Origin of the sequence: Shewanella mangrovisoli (assembly GCF_019457635.1) — a bacterium.
Classification (GTDB): Bacteria; Pseudomonadota; Gammaproteobacteria; order Enterobacterales; family Shewanellaceae; genus Shewanella; species Shewanella mangrovisoli.
On the sequence record NZ_CP080412.1, the window covers coordinates 2,802,915 to 2,824,945 of the forward strand.

A 22,031-nucleotide genomic window follows, 5' to 3' on the forward strand; every position below is an offset into this window, starting at 1 on the left:
TGCCACTCAAATGAGTGGCATTTTTTTACGATAATTTATCGCATGCGATTACAGCTGACAGCCTTCAACACTATTTGAGTTTTCGTAAACAATGTCACCCACTGGGTTGTAGTCAGCAGCTACGATTGCTTGTTTCTCTTTCAGGAATGAATAGAGTAAGTCCGCATCTACATAACCTGTTTGGATTGGGCTAGCCAGTTTTGGATAACCGTCGCCACCAGCAGCGTTAAAGCTAGGTACAGTGAACTTATAGCTTGCTGTCGCACTGAACTCTTTGCCGTTGATTTCGCTGATATTAGCCGTCTTAGCCGCACAGTCGATGGTCATTTTCACGCCAGTGATCTGGGCATAACCACCCGAACCGATTTGGATACTGCCCACTGCGCCTAAGTAAGCCGCAACTTCAGTACCCGTCATTTCGTTCAGGGTGACCATGTTGCCGAAAGGTTGAACCGTCAGCACATCACGGTAAGTAATGTCACCCGCTTGGATAGAAGCGCGCACACCACCAGAGTTCATTACACCAAAGTCAGCAGACACTTTACCGCTTTGTGCCATGGCTAACATGCGACCTAAGTTGGTTTGCTTGTTACGTACGTTTGCACGTTCACCATCGAGCAGCGCATCGGTAGTCGCAATCACTTCGTCTAACTTAGCTTGGCCTTTCTCTTGGTAGTAAGACAGCAGCTCTTTTAACTCAGCATCAGGCTCAATCTTAGTGCCAGCAAGCTCTGTGGTTTTCTTACCTGCTTCGTCCAGTTTACGCATGTTAACTGGGATCAGCTTGTAGCTGGCTAAATGCAGTTCACCGTTGAAGTATTGGAAATCCGCACGGCCAACATACTTACCCCATTCGTGAGCTTGCATGATCCAAGTGCCGTTTTGTTGATCTGGCGCGCAGTCATCACCAGGTTTGAAGTCGGCGTAAGACTTGTTTTCAGTACCCGGTTCCATACACACTGGGTTTTGTGAGTGACCACCGATAACAACTTGTAAGTCGCCTTTATTCAACGCACGCGCCATTGCGACGTCGCCAGGGGCGTTGCTACCGTTTTGACCGTCGGCATAGTGACCCATGTGAGTCGTTGCGAAGATCACATCAGCCGCTTTGGCGTCTTTAATTTCTTTGATAACTTTCGCCACTTCCACTTTAGGATCGGTGAAAATTAAATCGCTGATAAATTCTGGGTTACCGATTTTGGCAGTGTCTTCGGTGGTTAAACCAATCACAGCCACTTTAAGACCGTTAATATCGAACACTTTGTAAGGCTCGAAATAACGTTCACCTTGACCACCCTCAGCATTTTTACGGTAAATGTTCGCCGCCAGCATTGGGAATTCGGCTAAACGACGCTGCATATCTAATACAGATAATGGATTGTCAAATTCATGGTTACCAACCGCCATTGCGTCGTAACCAATTTTGTTCATACCGGTAAAGTCAGGAATCGCATCCTGTAAATCAGATTCTGGTACGCCAGTGTTAATATCACCGCCAGACAATAATAATGTTTGGCCGCCATTCTTGCTGACTTCAGCACGAATTTGATCAATTAACGCTTTACGCGCTGCCATACCATATTCGCCATCACTGTTTTCCCAGAAACGGCCATGGTTATCATTGGTGTGTAATACGGTAAAAGTTTTACAAGCACTGCCCGCTTCGGCACAGGTTGTTGGTACTTTAGTATTATCATCATCACTATTACAACCTGCTAGCGCAGCCAGCACTGCAGTCGCAATTAGTCCTTTAATAAGCTTATTTGTCATTACATCAACCCCTTGATTTTAATTATTTTATCATAGATAGATTGTCGCGAAGTCCATCCAATTCGCGTCACGCATAATAGCAAAGAATAAAGACGAATTGTGTCATTTTTATTAATAAACGTGACTTTAATGTGGAATCACAAGGAGGATTTAAGACAAATTTGTTTCAAATAAAAAATAAGCTAAACGGCTGATTTTTACTTTTTGTTTCAATGACTGAAAAATATCGGAATATTAAATTTAACTCTTTAAATTTAAGCAAGTTAGCAATTAATGACAAAACATCTTATTGTTCTGAATAAAAAACACCAAACGGTAAAAACACATTTTACCGCATGATGTTTTTATCAGCATTTAGATTTTTCTACATTTCAAAACACTGTTGTAACCAAGTGCTTATTGCTTTTAATTGCACAGGGATAACCGAATGTGGCATAGGATAGGTTTGCCATTGCACCGAATAGCCACCCGCCTCTAGCGCATTCTTCGCTAATAAACCTGCGGATAATGGCACCACATCATCCTGTTCACCGTGCTGATGTAAAATCGGCGTTTTCGCATTGGCGACACTTAATTGGCTGGGTAATACATCACCCGTCGGTAAATAACAGGAAAGTGCCATAATGCCTGCGAGTTTTTGAGGATAACGTAATCCCGTAAATAGGCTCATCACCCCGCCTTGGCTAAAACCGGCTAAGACGATGCGTTCACTCGGAATACCAGCCGCGATTTGTTCGTCAATCAAGGCCCGTACACTCAGCTCCGAGGCCATCACCCCCTGCATATCGGCTCTATCGTGCAAATCCATGCTCTTGATGTCATACCAAGCGCGCATAATGTAGCCACCATTGATGGTTACCGCTTGCTCAGGTGCGTGGGGGAAGATAAAGCGAATGCTATGCTCCGCAGGCAATCCTAACGCCGGAACCACAGGTGCAAACCCGGCGCCCGAGTCTCCTAAACCGTGTAACCAAATCACCGCCGCCGTCGCCTCAACTTGAGGCTCAATCACAATACGTTCAAGTGTCATACTGACAAATCCCTTATAAATCAAAAGTTATTATTCTCGCCCCGCGAGCGCTTTACAGATAATCAATGCAGAGGAGAGCTTGCAAAGCGTCGAGCTGGTTTGTGTTATCTAATTTAATGCTCCAACGTACGCCGCCGCCATTGGCGATAATCATTGGCGGCTCCAGCCTAAGGCTGATGTCTTCGGCCGCGGCTTGAAGCACCACATTGGCCATGTTCAGCCGGATCTGCACTTCAAATTCAGTGGCAATCAACTTACCCTGAGAAAATTCCACTAGCATAGCAATTCCGCTCTCGTGATAGTCACTGTTAAAACGCGCCATGATAGCAAAGTTATTTCGCCAAGGATGAACTTTTAAACTTGCATTAGGGCCGATGACAGACACGTCATAGGTTGAGCAAGCTTAGTTTATCCATCACCATCAAATCTACGTCGCTCGGTATTGAGAGCGCTTACGTCAAGCCCTTACCCGCTCGGCATAGACGCTTAACCCAGCCTATTAGCAAGGCAATCCCACAGTCTAGATAAAGTTTAATTACATTTTAGTGTCATCTAAATTGCCCCAAAGCAGAGCAGTTCGAGTAAAATCCCGCATCAGCGATACCGGCCCACTCGCGGCTAGCGCGTTTTACACCATAACAAGAATCACAACACTGGGTGGTTATATGTTTTTATCCCGTCGTACCCTCATTAGCAGCGCACTCTTGATGCTGCTGCCATTAGTACATTATGCCAATGCGGCCAATACCTTACCTAATACCAGACTAGCCAGCGTCACCGCCAGCCAAATGCACTCTGTCACCGATGAGCTGACCTTTGCCAACTACCAGCAAGTGAGCATTCATCACATCGAATTGGTATTAAACGTAGATTTTTCGCAGCAACAAATCTCGGGGGACGCGATTCTCGAACTGGATTGGCATCAGGCCGGAAAAGTACTAGTACTCGATACCCGTGACCTTACGATTAACAGTGTCAGCATGTTAAATGCAAACGGCCAATGGCAATCCGTGCCCTTTAGTTCAGGCTCGGTCGATAAGGTTAAAGGCGCAGCGCTCACCATCAATCTGCCTCAAGAGCGAGTCGCTAAAGTCAAAGTTAATTATCATACCTCCAAGAATCCATCCGGCATTCAATGGCTGACTCCTGAGCAAACCCAAGGTAAGCAATGGCCATTTATGTTTAGCCAGAGCCAAGCCATTCATGCCAGAAGCTGGATCCCGCTGCAAGATACGCCCGCAGTGCGCCAAACCTATAGCGCCACTGTCACCGCTAAGCAAGGCATTAGTGTCGTGATGAGCGCCGACCGAAAGAACGTGTCTTCAACGCAAACCCAATTCACTATGCCGCAGGCGATTCCGGCCTATTTGATTGCCATTGCCGCGGGACACCTGCAATTTGCCGCCTTAGACGACACCTCAGGCATTTGGGCCGAGCCAGAAATGCTTGCCAAGGCCAGCAAAGAATTTGCCGATACGCCGGAGATGATCGCCATCGCCGCCAAACGTTACGGCGATTACCGTTGGGGCCGATACGATTTGCTGATCCTTCCGCCGAGTTTCCCCTTCGGCGGGATGGAAAATCCGCGCTTATCCTTTATTACCCCCACAGTCATCGCGGGAGATAAAAGCCTAGTGAGTTTAATCGCCCACGAGCTGGCCCATTCTTGGTCGGGCAATTTAGTCACTAACGCCACCTGGCGCGATCTCTGGCTTAACGAAGGTTTTACCACCTATGTGGAAAACCGCATTATGGAAGATCTCTATGGCCGCGACCGCGCCCTGATGGAACAAACCATTGGTTACTCTGAGCTGTTGGCCGAATTAGCCGAGTTGCCCGCCGGCGATTCAGTGCTGCATATTGACTTAGGCGATCGCGATCCCGACGATGCCTTTAGCGGCGTCCCCTATGTGAAAGGACAATTATTTTTGCGCTTCCTCGAGCAAAAATTTGGCCGTGAGCGGTTCGACACCTTCGTGAAAAGCTACTTCGATCACTTTGCGTTTCAAAGCATTACCACGGAGCAGTTCCGCAATTACCTCACGCAGCAGTTATTGCAAAAATATCCCAATATCGTCAGCGAGTCCGAAGTGGATACTTGGGTAGAGGGACAAGGTTTACCCAGCTTTTTAGTGCCACCCAACTCACACGCCTTCGATGATATCGATGCTCAGCGTCAAGCGTGGTTGGAAGGCAAGCGTGAGGCCCGCGCGCTAAACACTCAGGACTGGACTGTGCATCAATGGCTACGCTTTATTAATGAAATGCCGAGGCTAAATCTCACAGAGCAGCAATTAGCCGAGTTAGATAAAGCCTTTCATTTTACTGGCACCCACAATAATGAAATCGCCTTTGCTTGGTATGCCCTCGCCCTCGATAACGGTTATTACAGTGTGTTGCCGGCACTGAAACAACATTTAACTGAGATTGGCCGGCGCAGGCTGATTGTGCCTTTGTATCAAAAACTGGCGAGCAGCGAGCACTATGACTGGGCAAAAACCGTTTACTTAGCGGCCCGCAGTGGTTACCACCCACAGACCCAAGCCAGTCTCGATATGATGTTTAGTGATAAACCAATGGAGCATACCCATTAAACTGTGCACTTGTTGGGATTGGGCGCAGGAAAGCCTGTGCTCAAGCCTCGCCACGAAAAGTGGCCATAAGTTTAGCGGTGAATCCTTTGCACCAAAACCACGATGTTGATTGCGAGACTTTCATTGCTAGAGTTTGTTTGAAACCAAAGCATTAGCGCACAAAAAAGCCCAAACCTAGGTTTGGGCTTTTGTTTACTTATCTGGTCGTTATTCCCGGGCACGCCTGCTGTAGCAGAGTATTAACGGGAAAACCACACAGATTAGTGGTGGTGACCACCTACACCGTGGGCATGACCGTGGGCGATTTCTTCATCGGTCGCATCACGGGCGCCAACCACTTCGATATCGAAGGTTAAGTCACGGCCCGCTAATGGATGGTTAACATCCACAGTCGCCATAAACTTACCCACTTTGACGATAGTCACTTGGCGTTGACCCTGATCAGTATGAACCACAGCCGTCATGCCTGGCTTCCACACGCTAGCGCCTAACAGGTGCTTCACAGACACACGTTGCTGCGCCGCTTCACCTTCGATACGCTGACCATAGGTTTCAGTACATGGCAGAGTAACAGTGAATTTTTCACCAATCGCTTTACCATTAATCGCATTCTCTACACCTGGCATCATGTTGTCATGGCCGTGTAAGTAAGCAATCGGCTCGCGACCTTCGTTCGTCTCGATCACTTCGCCTTTTTCGTCGCGCAGAGTGTAGTTAAACTGCACAACCATATCGTCTTTAATGCTCATCGAATATCCTTTGATTTGCTTCGATTTCAAATGTCGGCCGAGCTTAACAAAACTGGCCTTTGCACTCCACTGTTTTATCCCTGCGATGCCTAACCAAAGCTTAAGCGGCTGCGGATTAGCAAGCCCCACGCCTGAAGTGGCATGGTTTGAGTAAACCATAGGCCACTTGCGGCAATATTCGCAGGCAGTACGACTCAACCTAAAGACTTTAGAGTGAAATCCCCAGAGCGCTAAAGACTTCAGGGCTTGGGAAACCGTCGGCAATCATATTCTTACTGCGCTGGAATGCTTGGATCCCCGCCGAAGAGTTACGCCCAAGTACGCCGTCGGGTTTACCGACATCGAAGCCTGATTCATTCAGCTTGGTTTGCAACTGTTTGATTTGCTCGCGACTCAAACGTGGTTGCTCGGGCGGTGCCACTTTTAATGGTTCGCCACCATTAATTCTATCGGCCAAATGACCAACGGTAATGGCGTAAAACTCAGAGCGGTTCCAACGCATGATCACATTGAAATTCTCATAGCCTAAAAACGCGGGACCAGTATGACCCGAGGGCAAATACAGCGACGCCTTCATATCAATAGCGGGTAAAGGCAGTCCATTACTTTGCACGACAGATTGCGCCGCCCATTGGGATAGTGGCTGCGCCTGTTTGGCGCCAAGGTTTTCATAGCTGAAATTGCGCGGCAATATCACTTCACGCCCCCAACGCTCATTGCGCTGCCAGCCTAAGTGCTGCAAAAAGTTCGCCGCCGAGGTAAGAGCATCTTCGGTGCTATTCCACAAATCGGCCTTACCGTCACCATCACCATCGAGGGCATATTTAGCATAGGCCGAGGGCATAAACTGGGTGTGACCCATGGCGCCGGCCCAAGAGCCCACCATAGTGCTCTTATCAAAGCCGTATTTTTCTTTTAACTTAAGCGCTTGCATCAGCTCAGTCGTAAAATAGCCACTGCGACGCGGCTCACAGGCCAAGGTCGCAAGGGAATCTAACACGGACATTTTGCCTTTGTAGGAACCGTAATTAGTCTCAAGTCCCCAGAAAGACAGAATATATTGTGGCGGTACACCGTATTCCTGCGCCAATTTATCGAGCAGCGCGCGGTGTTTTTTCAGTAAACGGCGGCCTTCATTCACCCGCCAATCGGTCGCCCGCTTGGTAAAATAGTTGTTAAAGGTTTGACTAAACTCGGGCTGAGCTTGGTCAAGCTCAATCACTTTAGGCACAAACTGCAAACTGGCGACTGTGTCTTGGATAGTGGCTTCGGATAAGCCTTCGGTACGTGCGCGCTCCTGTAGGTTAGCCACACAGGTCGGAAACGCCGCAGCATGGGCGGCGATGGTGTCACTGAGCGGCATTTCTTGCACGGCGGCCTGCGTCTCGGCGATCGCGGTTTGACTATTACCGCTCGATGTTGGCGCGCTCGAACACGCACTTAAGCTCACACACGCGGCGATGCTGGCGGCAAGATAGGACATTCCTTTCAGTTTGATCAAATCAATTACTCCTACAGTCAGCGCTAAGAATGTATCTTAGCTGAGCAAGGCAAGAGGTGGATCACCCCGAGCCAAGAGAGATACGATATTTAGCCATAAACAGGTTGCCGCTCTGTTGATAGGTCAACAAACAGGGCAACGGCCAAACATCCACGAAACTATTTTCTCCCCCAGAAAATCGAGCCAGATACTCACCAACAATCAGTCATCATTATCGGTGCCTCTGCTCGACACATCCTGACCCATAGCGCCCGCTAACACAATGCTTATCACCACAAATCGCCAGATAAATTCACTTATTGCTCAGTTAACCAACAGCGAAAAAATCTTAGCAAAGAATCCCTTGGACTATCTATCCGTTGCCGTATAATGGACAAGTTAACAGCATACTTCAAAGAGACCTATCATGACTGAAATCAACGCGGCGTTGGCTGGCTTTATCGAAAACGTAAAAGAACATCAAACACTCTGGGGTTTGATGGATGAAACTGGCGAAGGCTGGGTCGTTTGTGACTCGGGCGAGTTCGAAGATACTGATGTTATGCCTTTATGGTCGAGTGAAGCGCAGGCAAAATCTCACTGCACCGAAGAGTGGAAAGACTACCAAGCGGTGGCCATTAGCCTCGAAGAATTCCTCGAGTACTGGGTATCGGATCTCAACGATGATGGCGTGTTGATTGGTGTTGATTGGCAGAGCGATGAAGACTGCTTAGAGTTAGATCCTATCGTTCTGGCGAAAGATTTAGTTGATGTTGAAGAGGTTTAAATCCATCAACCAAAACAGCATGTTTAAGGCATCAAGGGCTGAGGTATTTAGCTCTTGATGTCCGCTTTCCCTTGTATCGACATACCCTTCGATAAACGTCACCTCTGTTGGTTTTGCGGCGAGCCCTGCAAAGACCGATTGGAATATCAAGCAGAGTCACATGCGCCCCACCCGGCTTTAGCCGTCCCTTGCTGCGCTGAATGCTTAAAACTTGCTAAAAAGCACACCTTAACCTCTATCTGGGACTGCCGTGTGGCGGTTAAAGATGCCCTAATGAGCATTTATGCCAAGCACTTAGCCATTGGGATTAATTGGACGGAGGAAGAGCTAGCCGAGTCTGAATTTTCCTGCAAAGTGTTTGAAGGCTTTAAAAAAAGCGCTTGGATGATGTATCAAATTTCCCGCGACAGGATTAATTTTCCGGGCTGGCCGATACAGCTTGAAGGGGTTGAACTCGAATGCCAGTTAGACAGTACTCGCTTTGAGTTTGATGGGGTGACTTACACCTCTTTACCCGCGGCGATTCATTACTACAGCCAGCAATTCTGCTTAGATCCAGTATTCTTTGCCGAGCTTATTCAGTTAGTCGGTAGGCAGAGATTTAACTATGCTCTCAGGCTTGCGCGGATCTATATCGCCGCCGCCAAAGAAATGAAGCGCCAAGTCCTTGCCGATGTTAAAGCCGAACTCAACCAATAAGCCGTATCGTAGTAAGTCGTTTATATCGCAGCAAATAGTCCAAGTTACGGCCAATAGTACGAGCCACAAGTGAAATACTCAAATCGAGTGCTAAAAATAACGAGGCTGCCAATCGCAGGTTGCTAGGGCGGCCGATGGGTTTCAAACCTGTTATTGAGCAATCGTTAGCTCAGTGGCGTTATTTGCCAATAACTTGTTTTAATCTGTCCTGCACCACTTCCACCAGCAAGTCAGGCTGGAATTTAGAAATAAACCTGTCGCAGCCAACCTTCTCCACCATCGCATTGTTAAAGCTACCGCTGAGTGAAGTGTTTAAGGTGATAAATAAGTCCGCCATCGCCTTATCGTTACGCACTTCGTAGGTCAGCTTGTAGCCGTCCATCTCCGGCATTTCGGCATCGGTTATCATCATCAACAGCTCTTGGGCGACATTCTTGCCTTCATCGCGCCATTTTTGCAGTAAATGCAATGCCTGCAAGCCATCGGAGGCTTCGATGATTTCAATCCCGAGTTGGCCTAAGGTCTCACGCACTTGGCGCCTTGCGGTTGACGAGTCATCGACAATCAAGACCTTCTTACCGGGCATCTTGTCTAACAGGCTCTCATCCAATACCCCTTCGGAGAGACGAATATCGTAATGGACGATTTCCGCAAGTACCTTCTCGACATCGATAATCGACACCAGTTGCGACTGACCTTGATATTCGATACGGGTGATGGCCGTGAGGTAATTATTTCGCCCAGCCGTTTTAGGCGGCGGCATGATATCGCTCCAGGTCATGTTGATAATGTGCTCGACCTTACCGACTAAGAAGCCCTGCACACTGCGGTTATATTCGGTGATGATCATATTGGCATCATCTCCCGGAGGCACGGGTTTAAAACCGATAGCAGAACGCAGGTCAATGACGGGAATCGACATGCCACGAATATTCGCCACCCCAAAAATATGGGGATGACTGCCGGGCATGGAATTTAACGGCGGTAACTTGACAACTTCTTTGACTTTAAAGACGTTAATCGCAAATAACTGGGTAGAGTTAATTCGAAACAGCAGCAGTTCGAGCCGATTTTCACCGACGAGTTTGGTTCGTTGATCTACGGTTGCAAGCACGTTTGCCATAATGCGACTTCTCTACTTTGGAGGAACAGCTTTCCTCACCAGTGACGGATTAAGCTAAATTATAGCGGTAAACTCACCATGAGAACCATGCGATAAGTCGATTTTATCTAAAAATTACAATCACTCGGCAATCCTTTATCGTTCGGCAGGCGTCCCGATAAATACGTGATTCGCTTACGGCTATCGCGCATCTATCGCCGCAATTCTCCCCTTTATACCATGCGTTTTTGGGCCAGCACCATGCCCGAAAGATTGAGAAGATTTCTCTCGCAGAGGATCTCAAATCCCCCTTGGCGCAGTCCTGTTAACCATTCTTGATGGTTAAATCGATTCTGTTGTGGATGCTCAAACAACCGTCGACTCAAGGGATTGCAAATGGCGGCGCGGTATAAATCTTCCACCACAAAGTAACCGTTGGGTTTTAGCACCCTTGCCACCTCGGCAACCGCCGCTTGCCAATCGGGAATATGGTGAAACACGGCAAAATTGAACACCACATCAAACTGGGCATTTGCAAAAGGCAACGCAGTAGCATCGGCAACACTAAATTCCAATTGGCTTAACCCATGGGGTGAATCATGCCAGCGCGCTTTGGCGGCTGCGACCATCTCAGGGTCAAGATCGACGGCCGTCACTTGCTCGGCCCCAAAATGGTCGCGGATCAACTGAATTCCGTTACCAAAACCACAACCAATTTCGAGTGCGTGACGTATATAAGGAAGGGGTTTGGGCATCATAGAAGTCAGCAATGGCGCTTCAACATGGTTTTGCAACCAAAAACGCAGCGGATGCTGGACTAACTTTTTCTCGAATGGATTTAACTTCATCTCATCCCCTTAAATGAATCGGTTATTGCTTGGTACACTGATCAAATTCTGTATATGGTACGTAATGATATAGACATAAGTTCACTTGAGGCCACTATGAAATTACCTCTTTTTCCTTTGCCAATCTGTTTATTACCAGAGGGATATACTCAGTTGCGCATTTTTGAACCTAGGTATAAACGCTTAGTCGCTGAATCCCTTAAATCGGCGGATGGCTTTGGCCTGTGTATGACATCGGAGGATGGCAAAACCATTTATCCCATCGGCACGCTGGTGCATATCATCGATTTTGAAACCTTACCTGATGGTATGCTCGGAATAAGCATTCAAGGAAAACAACGCTTCACACTCGGCGATATCTGCATAGAGTCGGACGGATTAAAGCGCGCCGAGGTGAAACTTATCGATAATTGGCCGAGTGCACCGATTGAAGACGATGAGCGTTACTTGAGTGAGATGCTGCAAAACATTCTTAAGGAGTTCCCGCTGCACCTGCAACATTATCAGGTGGAACAATTTGAAGATATCGCCTGGGTGTGCCAGCGCTGGTTAGAAATTCTGCCGGTTCAAGCTGCCGAGAAATACGCTTGTATCAATGCATTAGATCATCAACTAACACAGGATTTATTACATACTGTCATTCAATCCGCTTAAGTGATCCAACCTCCCGCGCGCCACGTATTGCTCTGTATGCTTATCGAATGTCGGCCCTGACGTAACATCTTTTGTGATGTTCAGACTGGATTGAACCTTAAGTAAAGAGCTAATAATGGAAAATTTTCAATCACGTTTAGCGCAAAATCGCTATGATAGACAGTTATCATCCCCTATCGATATGGCTATGGAAAACGATAGCACTATTTCAACAGCCGATGAGCCAGTCACAGATGCGGATCCTTTAGCGCGCGCCATTCTAAGAGTCGCGAATCAACGGGATAAAGCCGCCTTTGCGGAATTGTTCAGCCACTTTATGCCCAAAATTCGCGCATTCGGTCTGCAACGCTTAAATCAGCAAGGGCTGGCCATGGATCTGGTGCAAGAAACCATGACCTTAGTGTGGACCAAGGCCCATTTATACAATGCCGACAAAGGCTCGGTGGCGACCTGGGTATTTACCATTATGCGCAACCAGTGTTTCGACATGCTCAGGCGCATCCAACATAATCGTGAAGATGCCTTCGGGGATGATATTTGGCCTATTTACGATGTCGCCGTCAGTCAAGAAAGCGGCCCAGATCATAAACTCACCGCCAAGCTACTCGCGCATTTAGATGCCCTGCCCCTACCTCAACGCCAAGTGGTTCAAGGGATCTATATGCAAGAACTCACGCAACAAGAATTAGCCGATGCCTTAAAAGTCCCGATTGGTACGATAAAATCGCGACTCAGATTGGGGTTAGAAAAGCTGAAAAGCTTTTTGGAGACGCAACATGATTAAACATCATCCCCATACCGATTTGCTATTAGCCCATGCACAAGGCGAGCTGCCGTTGTCTATGTCGATTGCCATTGCGGCCCATTGTGCCCTTTGCCATGAGTGTCAATCGCAAGTCAGCCGCTTTACGGAACAAGCGGCAGAACTCGCCTTTTTAACGCCGAGCCAAACCACTGAACCTGCTTTTATCAGCGAAACCGATACCGCACAAGATGACGCCTGGCAGCAAATGTTGTCGCATATTATGGACTTGCCAGAAGCAACGCCAACTGAAAACGACTATCTCACCAAAGCGACGGTTTCCCTAAATCATAAGCATGTGCGCTATGAGATCCCTACAGTCTTTCGTCAACATATCGCTCATCCGTGGCAGCAGATTGGTAAAGTCAGCCGAATGCGTTTCGATGTGAATGAAAGCCACACCCGCGCCAGCCTATTGCATATCGACGCCTTAGGTGAGATCCCGCAGCATACCCATAAGGGATACGAACTAACCCTGTTATTGGCAGGAGAATTTTCGGATCTCAACGGGCAGTATGTTCCCGGCGATTTCATCATCTTAGATGGCAACACGCATCATTCACCCAAAACCCAGTCTGGGTGCCTCTGCTACACAGTATTAGATGCGCCTTTATATTTTACCAAAGGGCTCAGTAAATTATTGAATCCCATTGGTGAGCTGATTTATTAATCTCGCAGACATTTAAAATAAGCTAGCAGAGTGGATAACCGATAAACGCAAAATTACAACAAAACACAAACAAACTTATTTCCCGCTGAGTAAAAAATAAACTTGCCAGCGGGAATTTTGCTGTTATACTGCCCACCGTTTTGAGAAGTATCTTGTCGTTATCCTTTTTATATCGGTTCGTCAATTCGCGTAAGCAATGACAAAAACGATCCTCACGAAGAAAGCCTACTACAAGTAAGTCCCACAAAAATAATGAGTTAGTGATTTTCTGCATCGACTCAAAAACAGTGAACTATTTAATTAAACCAATGTCATAGTATTGTCACTTTGCTATGGTCAACTGGGCTAATTGAGATATTCCATTGACATAATCGCTGATATGCATTAGTTATCAATAAGGCATCTCTTGATTAATGCTCATGGAATGGGTAACCTCAAGACTCATTAGTATCATCTTTCGCAATTATGCTAAGGATATTTTATTGTTATAACTTACTCACCTAAGGGTGAATTGAATTAAAAGGAGTGTGGCCTATGTCATACAAAATTAACGGACATGAAATCACAGTGAACTTCCCTGTAGACTCTATTTCAGTTAACAAAACATCCATTGCTTTTACCGATAGACAAGGTAAAAACAAACAGACTTTTTCAAAGCGTACCGAAGCCTTAAACTTTATGAAATGGCTATTGTCGGCAAATAAATAAGTCTCATGGTGTACTCCTGAGAGTACCCAAAACGGTGTTTAGGTTTATTCGGTTCCCATTTTCCTCGCCATACCGAAGCCTAATGACCGAAATAGATAGCCCAATATCACGATTTGCTATCCCCTTACGTCGAATGACGAACTCGTTTGGTTCAGGCGGTATCTAGCTCACACAGATACGTGCCGAACCAAATGTGTATTCCACTAACCTAGATCAAATTAATCTGCATTTTCCCCTGCTAATATAATCACTCACTCAGTTTGTGAATGTATTTTCTATGTCAAAACCCGATACTAAAACGGCTATGCTGACCTTAATAACCCAGATTAAACAGGTTATTCCGCTCAACTTAGATGAAGCGCAAATGTGCCAAGGTGAGTGTTTAGGCTGTTCTAAAAAAATGCTGGAAATGTTGGATGCTGAAATAAGCTACTGGCAATATTCAACCGATACGCCGGGATTGAAAGATCTTAAACATCTAGAAAAGATAGCCACACGCGCCCACAAAATATTAAAGCGCAATAAGTTAGTTGGCTAAACGCTATCCTGCATCACCCTCACCGTATTTTCGTCTGTATCTTGGCAACATGGTTTGATTTCCTAATAGCCCACCCTGATGAATATAGAGAATGGAGGCATGTTGCTCGCGCCGTAAATAATCCTCTAACACCATAAAGCCTAAGGGATCGTAGAGTAATTCAAATTGCACACCGCTGGCACAGAGTCGTTGCCACATGGCATAAAACTCAGGATAGAGTTTCCCAAAATGGTATTTCTTCCCCACATTCAAAATCTGTGGATGTTCAGCAGAGTTGGGATTTAACTCATAAAACTGCTGCGTTAAATATTCATCGCCGCCGACAACGGCGCAGGTAAGCACTCGAATATTCAATTGCTGACGCACAAAATACTGATTTAAAAAAAGCGCCGTCGTACCTGTACCTGCGGGTAAAAACACCTTGAGATCGGAAATATGCTGAGACTCGGCCCAAGCGGCTATTTCGGCGGCTAACTGACTGACGCCATATTGCGCATACTGGCAGCGCCCGCCCTCGGGAATAAACAAAGCCTTAGGCTCAGCAGGCAAGACTTGCTGCTCAATATAGTCATGGCAAATCCAATTAGGCTCACGATGAAGAGAAGGATTGGCTGCAATCAGGCTTGATAAATCAATGACACGCGTACCATTAGCAATAGCAGCGGCATAGTTGCCCGTCGGCAATGTGCGGACATGGCTAGCGATATGATCAACATAAAAATCGCACTGCCAGCCCTTTAGCTTGGCGAGCGCCGACAGAGAATACAACGAGTTAGCCTGCGCAGAGCCATGACCAATCAGCTTAGTCACACCAGTAAACTCATGATCTAGAAAATAGGCAAACTTACGCGCTTTATTGCCACTAAACGCAGGATGCAATAAATCGTCTCGCTTGAGAAATATCTCGCGCCCGGCAAAGGAAAAAGACTCTACTGGACTCTTAGAGAGCAAGCTTTGACTCAACTGGCTATTGGCTAACATGAATACACTCGAAGGAAACAAGGCCGTTAGTGTACCGCGAGCTTGTCTACATCGTCCGTAATTATTAAGCATTTTCGCGAAAATCTAGCATTTTTTACAACGTCACACAGTCATCAACATAAACATCTTATTGATAAATAATGAAAAATATTTTGGCACAATTCTCGCTTACACCATTTAAGTATCAATTAATGATCCTGTGTGTTGGCCAACATCATTCCAACACAGATTTAAAATGAGTTAAGGAGTATTCAATGTCGCTTTTACGGTTAATTTTCAATATCGCTTGGTTTGTCCTTGGTGGATTTGTGATGGGACTCGCCTGGTGGCTCGCGGGGATTTTGTGTTTTATCAGTATTATTGGTATTCCCTTCGGCCGAGCCTGCTTTGTGATTGGCGAATTGACCTTCTGGCCCTTTGGGCAGGAACAAATGAATCGTCGCCATTTAACCGGACGTGAAGATTTAGGCACTGGCGCCTTTGGCATGGTAGGCAATATTATTTGGTTCTTGCTGTTTGGGATTTGGTTGGCCATAGGTCATTTAGCCCATGCCCTCGCCTGCTTTGTGACGATTATTGGTATCCCCTTTGGGATCCAACATATCAAGCTGGCGCTATTAAGCCTGACGCCGATCGGGCAAACCATAGTAGCGAAAGCGTAATAACCACAGTAGCGAAGGCGTAGTAATCATAGTCGCTAAAGCGTAGTAATCATAGTCGCTAAAGCGTAAGGCAAATCACTCAGCACTACTCTACGTCAGTAGGTAGTGCTGATAAATAGTTTGGCAGTGACTGCACTAACCTTGCCTCATGAAAGGCGGTTTCCTCATCGAGCAAATCGCCACAATCTGCAAACGACGCACTCCCATCCCCTTGCTCTAGGCTTATGATTTCGAATAGATAATGCGCCAGTTTAGCTGGCGCATCTATGGTGATGTCATGACCACAATAGGCCAAGACAACCAAGTCGACCTTAAACTGTTGTGCTAATGCCCTGCTGGTTTGAATATTCACTAAGGCATCACGATCACCCGATAAAATACTGACGGGCACAGTTAAAGACGCTGGGCAGCGATAACGAAACGCCGCCCACAACTGACGACATGCATTGCTGAAAAATGGCGTCGACTCGTGGCGATATCGGCTCCAACGCTCAATCAAGGCAATATCGCGCCGATGGCGATAGCTGGTTAAGCGGACAATCGTCGATTCGATGGGATTAAGCTGTCGACCACGGCAACGATTGAGCCAAGCACGCAGAGCATTCAATCCATTAAATCGTTGATACCAGGGCGATAAGTTAGCCGCGCTGCTATTCAATACAAATAGGTGCTTTATCTGCTCCGGGCGCTGCTTAGCCATTTCCATGGCGAGCATGCCGCCCATCGATAAGCCCAGCAGATAAAAGGCTTGTCCCGCTAATTGCTCATCCAATTGTTGCCATACCGAGCTGGCATATTCAGCGATAGTTAAAGGGCTGGCTTGGTGAGTGAGGATCCCATTGCCGGGCAAGTCAGGGGTGAACACTCTGCAACCCTTTTGCCTTAACCTTTGGTCAAAGCCATTCCAATGGCGTTGATCCCGCATTAAGCCCCTGAGTAATACCCAAGTTGTCATCAAAAACGCTCCCGATACCAAAACTGCTGCGCACTCTGTGTAAGTTGTGTGAGATGTTCGGGCGTCAGCCCTTCTAATTCCCGTGCATACGCCGCCTCCATCAAGAACTGCATCAGTACTGTGTGCCGACGTAAAATCCTGTGGTGTCTGTGTGTTTTTTGCGGATTAAAAAACCCCGCAAAATTAAATATTTGCCTTGGATTTTTTTTAATCCATGCCCACGAGCCCATCTCTAAGGTCAAAGGTAAGAATGGAATATTTGCTTGAGGATCTTGGGCATGATGCTGGCGATACAAGTAATCCCAAATATCACCATGGGTGCGATAAAACTGGCTCTGGGGCGCAAGCCGATAATGGCCATGATGGGGATAGCTAGCTTCAAATAATTGCTTTAAGTGATAAATGAAGTGGGCATTTTCAAAGGACGCGCGCGTGTGGGCATAGGGAAACCAGATATGATCCGTCAAACCAAAACCAGAATGCGCATCGAGGGAAATGAGACTGGTGCTTTGTCTAAGCAATTGTTGCACATAAGCCACCAGCCCCGCGGTTTCGAGCTCCATACCGCCAAGACCACGAAACCAAGGCAACTTAGAGGAGAGCCGCTGCCCTCCAACCATAAAAGACACTTTTTCCCGGGACTCTATCGGGGCATTGCGCATCAAGTCGACCTGATTTCCATTACCGCGACTCCCCAGCAGTAACCCGACGGGATTCACCACAGGGACAAAGGCTAAGCGGATGTCTGTTAATAACGCTTGTAGGTGTTTGTCCCACGCAAGGCGCTGCAACAGGCTGTTAAGCAAAGCTAAAATTACCTGGGAGCCAATCCGCTCCACCCCATGCACGCCGCCGACGAATAACACTGTCGGACAAGAGCGCTCGGTGACGCCTAACTCGACACTGTAGAGCGGAAAATGTTGGTGCCGAAATGGAATGTCGGCAAGAACCTGATATTTGAGTTTAAGATGATGATTATCAATGAGTTGCGATAGTGTATCTAACTCGAATGGAATGTTATTCATATCATCCTAGAAAGTGAAATGAGCATCGACTCATAGCCTTAGGACGATATTAATGGCGAACCACGACACATTTATGACAACAGATTAAGCCAAAGCCAAGTTCACTTTAGTGGCGTGTCACTTCCTCCTGAAACAACAACTCCCCCATAATACTCTCAATATCCAGCTGAGCTAAGCCTTGGTCGAAAACATCTCGCCAATGGCGCCCCTCCTCGGTATTACGAAACGCGACGTAGAGCTGTTTATTCGCAAGCAGTTGTTTATTCACCTGTAATTTATCCGCCAATGGCTGCAGATGAGGCTGCTTTAACAAGTAATAGAGTACGTTGACATCAATCACTGCACCATCGATGCGACCGGCTGCCACCTTCTTGATGTTTTGTTCATCGGAGATCACGGCCTCGACGGGCTGTGTACCAGAAGCAATCATCAGATCTAGGGAGTCGGTATTTACATAGTCCTTCACCACCCCTAAGGTATAGCGGTTCAGATCGGCTAAGTAGTGCCAGCTGATGGGATGTGATTTTTGCTCAACAATGCCTAATGGACTGATCCCTATCGGTTTTGAAAAAACAAACTTGTCCGTTTCAAAATAATATTCTGGAAAATAGCCAATGTAATCGGAGCTTGGCATGGCCGCCAATTTTATCGCCCGGCTCCAAGGGTAAAAATCCACGACCAGTTGCTGTTCCATACGTTCGAAGGCGGCTTGAGCGACCGCGACACTGGCCCCTTGTTGTGCCAGTTGCTGACCGGAATAAGGCGGCCAGAGTAATGAGGTGAGCTTAAGCGTATCGGCAAATGCGCTATTGGCCGTGGCGAAAAGGCAACAGAGCATCAGTAGGCACCAGCGGAACATAACACCTCCATCAAAGGATCATCTGTTTTAATGGATTGAAAAACAAACAATTCATCACATGCTCATCGGTTAAACTCTTTTCAGTATAATCAGCGATGCTTCAAGGTACAGTGAATATTTGTTACATATTTACCCGACGAGAAGCTGGTTTAAGCAGAAATGATAAGAGTAGACTGAAACGAGCATCGATACTCACTGTCGTCATACACACGGCGAAAAGTAGAAGATGAGGCCAAGCTGATGAAGTCAATCTGAGGGGACGCGATATGCCAATTTCTTTCAAAGACAGTAAGTTGACTTTTATGCATCCAGCGATGACTCGAACCGTCATTACCGTGATAGGGGCATGTTTTACCTTTGTCGGAGGGATATTTTTACTCTTACCCGGACCGGGACTGCTGTTTATCCTGATAGGGTTAACCCTCTTAAGTACCCAGTATCCTTGGGCAAAACGTTGGCTGCGCCTAAGTCAGCGACAATTAAGCAAAAGTGCGGCTTGGCTCGATAATCAAATTCGCCGCCACCGATAATCTTGAGTCTCCACCTAAACATCAACCCAAGCTCTCGAACTTGGGTTGATTTATCTTATGTGCCCTTGGGCGTGATGACGTTTTAGGGGTATTTTGCAGCGATGTAGCTGACGTTTATGCAAGGCAGAGTCCGTGCTGTGTAGTTATTCTACATAAACGGACGATAACGCAGCAGAAACGCCAGCTAAACGCTGCCCGAAGGATTTCATCTCAAAACGTCAACACGCCCTAGGCATTAATATCTTCATATAACTCTTGGTACATCAGCTCACGCATTTTAAATTTCTGGATTTTGCCCGTGACAGTCATGGGATACTGCTCCACAAACTTGATGTAGCGAGGCACTTTAAAGTAGGCGAACTTTTCGGTGAGGAAATGGCGAATATCCTCCTCTGAAATCGTGGCGCCACTGCGAACCTTGATCCACGCGCACACTTCCTCGCCATATTTATCACTGTGCACCCCAAACACTGCTGCATCTTGCACATCTTTATGGGTATAGAGTTTCTCTTCAATCTCACGGGGATAAATATTCTCGCCACCGCGAATAATCATATCTTTAATGCGACCAACAATTTGCACATAGCCTTGCTCATCCATTTGCCCAATATCGCCAGAATGCAGCCAGCCTTCACTGTCGATGGTTGCCGCCGTTTTTTCAGGATCGTTCCAGTAACACTGCATTATGCAATACCCACGGCTACAGACTTCACCGGGTGTATTTATCGGCAGCACTTCACCAAATTCATCGACGATTTTCACTTCGGTATGGGGTAAAGCACGGCCCACGGTCAGCACACGCTTCTCTACCGGTGAGTCGATTTCGGTAATGTGATTCAGCGGGCTGCACTCGGTTTGACCATACCCAATTAACACTTCCTGCATATACATCAGGTTTTGTACCCGGCGCATCACTTCTTCTGGGCAAGTCGCTCCCGCCATAACACCGGTACGCAGCGAGCTTAAGTCAAAGCGCTTAAATTCGGGGTGCTCTAACTCCGCAATAAACATGGTCGGTACGCCGTGCAGTGCGGTGCAGCGTTCACGCTCTACCACCTCTAGGGTGGTTAGCGGATCAAAGGAGTCCCCAGGAAAAACCGCCGCCGCGCCCTTAGCAAGGCACACTAAGCTCCCGAGTACCATGCCAAAGCAATGATATAAAGGCACAGGAATGCAGAGCTTATCTTCACAGGTAAACTTCATCGCCTCGGCCACTAAGTAGCCATTATTCAGGATGTTATGGTGCGATAAGGTCGCACCCTTTGGGCTCCCCGTAGTGCCAGAGGTAAATTGAATATTAATCGCATCATAAGGGCTAAGTGACTCGGCGATTTGCTCTAGCGCCGCCTTGTCATCGGCCGTCACTTCAACCAATAAATCATCAAAGTTCAACATGCCGGGAGACTGCTCTGCCCCCATGCGGATCACAAATTGTAACTCGGGCAACGCCTTGGCCTGCAATTGCCCTGCGGCGCACACCATAAGCTCTGGCGCTAACTCGTAGAGCATCTGCAAGTAATTACTGGACTTGAATTTATCGGCGCAGATCACCGCCCTACAGCCTACGTTAGTCAGGGCATATTGTAATTCTTCGGGCCGATAAGCAGGGTTGATACACACCATGATGGCGCCAATTTTGGCGGTGGCGAATTGGGTTAGACACCACTCAATATTATTTGGCGACCAAATGCCCACGCGATCCCCAGGACCTATGCCCAGTTTGAGTAAACCTGTGGCCAAGGCATCAATTTGTGCAAGGTATTGGCGGTAATTCCAGCGGATATCTTGATGATTCACAACAACAGCTAACTGTTCGGGATAAGCGTTAGCGATATCGTTAAGGTACTGTCCTATGGTTTTTTCAACGAGCTCTGGGGAATTAGGCCCCCGGAACTCACTGTATTTGAGAGGATGAGTGGCTTGATTTATTGCTTGAGTCGTTGAAACAGACATTAAGGCCTCCGTGCTTTTTTATTATGGTTAGCGGGATTCAAACTAACCAATCCTCGGAACATGTCACAAGTAAAAAAGCACGGTATTAGACTAAAGAGTAAGGATGTTCTATTACTCGAACGTCTTGATTAACGGGTAATAAACGCCACCTGTTTATCGGTGGTTATCACCTCTAAACGCTGCAAACGCTCCATAATCGCCAGCAATACCCCTTGGCGGCGCATATTCTCTAACACCCCAGGGCTGAACACTTCGAGGCGAGTCATCGCAGTTAATAATAGGCGGCATTGCGCGACACTGGCATCACGGATATAAGCGGGTTTATCGACTAAGTAACTGTTGTTATACCAATAATCCCAAGTGAAATTCGCCAGTAACCAGCCCTGAGTGGTTAAATCGCTGATAAATTCCAACATGCGATCGCGGTGCAGGCTCACATCTCCCGCGGTAAAATCTTTAAGGTATTTAGTGTATAGGCCACTGTCTGTGGTCATTGCTGAAGTTTCCATAGCACACCTCACTGTCTCAACATCACTCATATAAAAGTCGGGTATTGAAAAAAGCTTGGATTAGGATCTAAAGCTGCCAACTTTGCATCAATTCGCGGCGTCATAGCACCAGTGCATAAGGCATAC

23 protein-coding genes are annotated in these 22,031 nt (G+C 47.0%); 10 read left to right on the forward strand and 13 right to left on the reverse strand.

What is annotated here, in order from left to right:
- Positions 1-48: 48 nt before the first annotated feature.
- The 3 genes from ushA to K0H60_RS12355 all read right to left on the reverse strand — a co-directional run bounded on the left by ushA (position 49) and on the right by K0H60_RS12355 (position 3,080).
- Positions 49-1,770 carry a bifunctional UDP-sugar hydrolase/5'-nucleotidase UshA gene (gene ushA / locus K0H60_RS12345; protein WP_220055921.1) on the reverse strand — a complete coding sequence of 574 codons (1,722 nt, stop codon included), beginning with the start codon at positions 1,768-1,770 and terminating at the stop codon, positions 49-51.
- A gap of 364 nt (positions 1,771-2,134) precedes the next feature.
- Complete coding sequence (locus tag K0H60_RS12350) at positions 2,135-2,800, reverse strand: alpha/beta hydrolase (RefSeq protein WP_220055922.1); 666 nt, start codon at positions 2,798-2,800, stop codon at positions 2,135-2,137.
- A gap of 52 nt (positions 2,801-2,852) precedes the next feature.
- Positions 2,853-3,080 carry a DUF3389 family protein gene (locus K0H60_RS12355; protein ID WP_220055923.1) on the reverse strand — a complete coding sequence of 76 codons (228 nt, stop codon included), beginning with the start codon at positions 3,078-3,080 and terminating at the stop codon, positions 2,853-2,855.
- 385 nt (positions 3,081-3,465) lie between these two features.
- Here K0H60_RS12355 and K0H60_RS12360 point away from each other — a divergent pair, with 385 nt between their 5' ends.
- The gene (locus K0H60_RS12360; protein WP_220055924.1) at positions 3,466-5,394 is read left to right on the forward strand and encodes a M1 family metallopeptidase; all 1,929 of its coding nucleotides are present in this window, start codon (positions 3,466-3,468) and stop codon (positions 5,392-5,394) included.
- A 260-nt stretch (positions 5,395-5,654) separates the two neighbouring features.
- Here the strand turns inward: K0H60_RS12360 and K0H60_RS12365 are convergent, their stop codons facing one another.
- Positions 5,655-6,143: an FKBP-type peptidyl-prolyl cis-trans isomerase gene (locus tag K0H60_RS12365; RefSeq protein WP_011623029.1), complete on the reverse strand. Its 489-nt coding sequence runs from the start codon at positions 6,141-6,143 to the stop codon at positions 5,655-5,657.
- 208 nt (positions 6,144-6,351) lie between these two features.
- Complete coding sequence (locus K0H60_RS12370) at positions 6,352-7,626, reverse strand: lytic murein transglycosylase (protein ID WP_220058160.1); 1,275 nt, start codon at positions 7,624-7,626, stop codon at positions 6,352-6,354.
- A 424-nt stretch (positions 7,627-8,050) separates the two neighbouring features.
- On the opposite strand from K0H60_RS12370, the gene K0H60_RS12375 reads away from it, so the two are divergent.
- On the forward strand, positions 8,051-8,410 hold the full coding sequence (locus tag K0H60_RS12375; protein ID WP_011072081.1) for a DUF2750 domain-containing protein: 360 nt from the start codon (positions 8,051-8,053) through the stop codon (positions 8,408-8,410).
- 57 nt (positions 8,411-8,467) lie between these two features.
- On the forward strand, positions 8,468-9,109 hold the full coding sequence (locus K0H60_RS12380; RefSeq protein WP_220055925.1) for a hypothetical protein: 642 nt from the start codon (positions 8,468-8,470) through the stop codon (positions 9,107-9,109).
- A 178-nt stretch (positions 9,110-9,287) separates the two neighbouring features.
- Here the strand turns inward: K0H60_RS12380 and K0H60_RS12385 are convergent, their stop codons facing one another.
- Both K0H60_RS12385 and K0H60_RS12390 read right to left on the reverse strand, forming a co-directional pair.
- The gene (locus K0H60_RS12385; protein ID WP_088211580.1) at positions 9,288-10,232 is read right to left on the reverse strand and encodes a chemotaxis protein CheV; all 945 of its coding nucleotides are present in this window, start codon (positions 10,230-10,232) and stop codon (positions 9,288-9,290) included.
- A 212-nt stretch (positions 10,233-10,444) separates the two neighbouring features.
- Positions 10,445-11,059 (reverse strand): class I SAM-dependent methyltransferase, encoded by a 615-nt coding sequence (locus K0H60_RS12390; protein WP_220055926.1) that lies wholly within the window; start codon positions 11,057-11,059, stop codon positions 10,445-10,447.
- A 96-nt stretch (positions 11,060-11,155) separates the two neighbouring features.
- Here K0H60_RS12390 and K0H60_RS12395 point away from each other — a divergent pair, with 96 nt between their 5' ends.
- From K0H60_RS12395 to K0H60_RS12415, 5 genes are all read left to right on the forward strand, one after another.
- Positions 11,156-11,713, forward strand: coding sequence for an LON peptidase substrate-binding domain-containing protein (locus K0H60_RS12395; protein ID WP_220055927.1), 558 nt, complete (start codon positions 11,156-11,158; stop codon positions 11,711-11,713).
- 115 nt (positions 11,714-11,828) lie between these two features.
- Positions 11,829-12,497, forward strand: coding sequence for a sigma-70 family RNA polymerase sigma factor (locus K0H60_RS12400; protein ID WP_220055928.1), 669 nt, complete (start codon positions 11,829-11,831; stop codon positions 12,495-12,497).
- Complete coding sequence (locus tag K0H60_RS12405) at positions 12,490-13,185, forward strand: ChrR family anti-sigma-E factor (RefSeq protein ID WP_220055929.1); 696 nt, start codon at positions 12,490-12,492, stop codon at positions 13,183-13,185. Before K0H60_RS12400 ends, K0H60_RS12405 begins: the two co-directional genes overlap by 8 nt.
- Positions 13,186-13,719: 534 nt before the next feature.
- On the forward strand, positions 13,720-13,893 hold the full coding sequence (locus K0H60_RS12410; protein WP_023265706.1) for a hypothetical protein: 174 nt from the start codon (positions 13,720-13,722) through the stop codon (positions 13,891-13,893).
- A gap of 277 nt (positions 13,894-14,170) precedes the next feature.
- Positions 14,171-14,431, forward strand: coding sequence for a hypothetical protein (locus tag K0H60_RS12415; protein ID WP_220055930.1), 261 nt, complete (start codon positions 14,171-14,173; stop codon positions 14,429-14,431).
- A 3-nt stretch (positions 14,432-14,434) separates the two neighbouring features.
- Here the strand turns inward: K0H60_RS12415 and K0H60_RS12420 are convergent, their stop codons facing one another.
- Positions 14,435-15,382 (reverse strand): 1-aminocyclopropane-1-carboxylate deaminase/D-cysteine desulfhydrase, encoded by a 948-nt coding sequence (locus K0H60_RS12420; protein WP_220058161.1) that lies wholly within the window; start codon positions 15,380-15,382, stop codon positions 14,435-14,437.
- A gap of 284 nt (positions 15,383-15,666) precedes the next feature.
- On the opposite strand from K0H60_RS12420, the gene K0H60_RS12425 reads away from it, so the two are divergent.
- Complete coding sequence (locus tag K0H60_RS12425; protein WP_011626453.1) at positions 15,667-16,074, forward strand: YccF domain-containing protein; 408 nt, start codon at positions 15,667-15,669, stop codon at positions 16,072-16,074.
- A gap of 85 nt (positions 16,075-16,159) precedes the next feature.
- Here K0H60_RS12425 and K0H60_RS12430 read toward each other — a convergent pair whose 3' ends face one another.
- The 3 genes from K0H60_RS12430 to K0H60_RS12440 all read right to left on the reverse strand — a co-directional run bounded on the left by K0H60_RS12430 (position 16,160) and on the right by K0H60_RS12440 (position 18,913).
- A complete protein-coding gene (locus tag K0H60_RS12430; protein ID WP_220055931.1) occupies positions 16,160-17,029 on the reverse strand; it encodes an alpha/beta fold hydrolase in 870 nt (289 codons plus the stop codon).
- Positions 17,029-18,054: a M14 family metallopeptidase gene (locus K0H60_RS12435; RefSeq protein ID WP_220055932.1), complete on the reverse strand. Its 1,026-nt coding sequence runs from the start codon at positions 18,052-18,054 to the stop codon at positions 17,029-17,031. The genes K0H60_RS12430 and K0H60_RS12435 overlap by 1 nt, the downstream gene beginning before the upstream one ends.
- A gap of 106 nt (positions 18,055-18,160) precedes the next feature.
- Positions 18,161-18,913, reverse strand: a complete 753-nt coding sequence (locus K0H60_RS12440; protein ID WP_220053306.1) for a substrate-binding periplasmic protein — start codon at positions 18,911-18,913, stop codon at positions 18,161-18,163.
- A 266-nt stretch (positions 18,914-19,179) separates the two neighbouring features.
- On the opposite strand from K0H60_RS12440, the gene K0H60_RS12445 reads away from it, so the two are divergent.
- A complete protein-coding gene (locus K0H60_RS12445; RefSeq protein ID WP_220055933.1) occupies positions 19,180-19,443 on the forward strand; it encodes a PGPGW domain-containing protein in 264 nt (87 codons plus the stop codon).
- Between the two features lie 228 nt (positions 19,444-19,671).
- Here K0H60_RS12445 and K0H60_RS12450 read toward each other — a convergent pair whose 3' ends face one another.
- Positions 19,672-21,396, reverse strand: coding sequence for an AMP-binding protein (locus K0H60_RS12450; protein ID WP_220055934.1), 1,725 nt, complete (start codon positions 21,394-21,396; stop codon positions 19,672-19,674).
- Positions 21,397-21,524: 128 nt separating this feature from the next.
- Entirely contained in the window at positions 21,525-21,905 is a 381-nt protein-coding gene (locus K0H60_RS12455; RefSeq protein ID WP_220055935.1) for a DUF6508 domain-containing protein, read from the reverse strand.
- Between the last annotated feature and the right edge of the window lie 126 nt (positions 21,906-22,031).

Coding starts and splice junctions, on each gene's coding strand:
- ushA (WP_220055921.1), bottom strand. CDS start 1,770: ATGACAAATAAGCTTATTAAAGGACTAATTGCGACTGCAGTGCTGGCT.
- K0H60_RS12350 (WP_220055922.1), bottom strand. CDS start 2,800: ATGACACTTGAACGTATTGTGATTGAGCCTCAAGTTGAGGCGACGGCG.
- K0H60_RS12355 (WP_220055923.1), bottom strand. CDS start 3,080: ATGCTAGTGGAATTTTCTCAGGGTAAGTTGATTGCCACTGAATTTGAA.
- K0H60_RS12360 (WP_220055924.1), top strand. CDS start 3,466: ATGTTTTTATCCCGTCGTACCCTCATTAGCAGCGCACTCTTGATGCTG.
- K0H60_RS12365 (WP_011623029.1), bottom strand. CDS start 6,143: ATGAGCATTAAAGACGATATGGTTGTGCAGTTTAACTACACTCTGCGC.
- K0H60_RS12370 (WP_220058160.1), bottom strand. CDS start 7,626: ATGTCCTATCTTGCCGCCAGCATCGCCGCGTGTGTGAGCTTAAGTGCG.
- K0H60_RS12375 (WP_011072081.1), top strand. CDS start 8,051: ATGACTGAAATCAACGCGGCGTTGGCTGGCTTTATCGAAAACGTAAAA.
- K0H60_RS12380 (WP_220055925.1), top strand. CDS start 8,468: ATGTCCGCTTTCCCTTGTATCGACATACCCTTCGATAAACGTCACCTC.
- K0H60_RS12385 (WP_088211580.1), bottom strand. CDS start 10,232: ATGGCAAACGTGCTTGCAACCGTAGATCAACGAACCAAACTCGTCGGT.
- K0H60_RS12390 (WP_220055926.1), bottom strand. CDS start 11,059: ATGAAGTTAAATCCATTCGAGAAAAAGTTAGTCCAGCATCCGCTGCGT.
- K0H60_RS12395 (WP_220055927.1), top strand. CDS start 11,156: ATGAAATTACCTCTTTTTCCTTTGCCAATCTGTTTATTACCAGAGGGA.
- K0H60_RS12400 (WP_220055928.1), top strand. CDS start 11,829: ATGGAAAATTTTCAATCACGTTTAGCGCAAAATCGCTATGATAGACAG.
- K0H60_RS12405 (WP_220055929.1), top strand. CDS start 12,490: ATGATTAAACATCATCCCCATACCGATTTGCTATTAGCCCATGCACAA.
- K0H60_RS12410 (WP_023265706.1), top strand. CDS start 13,720: ATGTCATACAAAATTAACGGACATGAAATCACAGTGAACTTCCCTGTA.
- K0H60_RS12415 (WP_220055930.1), top strand. CDS start 14,171: ATGTCAAAACCCGATACTAAAACGGCTATGCTGACCTTAATAACCCAG.
- K0H60_RS12425 (WP_011626453.1), top strand. CDS start 15,667: ATGTCGCTTTTACGGTTAATTTTCAATATCGCTTGGTTTGTCCTTGGT.
- K0H60_RS12430 (WP_220055931.1), bottom strand. CDS start 17,029: ATGACAACTTGGGTATTACTCAGGGGCTTAATGCGGGATCAACGCCAT.
- K0H60_RS12435 (WP_220055932.1), bottom strand. CDS start 18,054: ATGAATAACATTCCATTCGAGTTAGATACACTATCGCAACTCATTGAT.
- K0H60_RS12440 (WP_220053306.1), bottom strand. CDS start 18,913: ATGTTCCGCTGGTGCCTACTGATGCTCTGTTGCCTTTTCGCCACGGCC.
- K0H60_RS12445 (WP_220055933.1), top strand. CDS start 19,180: ATGCCAATTTCTTTCAAAGACAGTAAGTTGACTTTTATGCATCCAGCG.
- K0H60_RS12450 (WP_220055934.1), bottom strand. CDS start 21,396: ATGTCTGTTTCAACGACTCAAGCAATAAATCAAGCCACTCATCCTCTC.
- K0H60_RS12455 (WP_220055935.1), bottom strand. CDS start 21,905: ATGGAAACTTCAGCAATGACCACAGACAGTGGCCTATACACTAAATAC.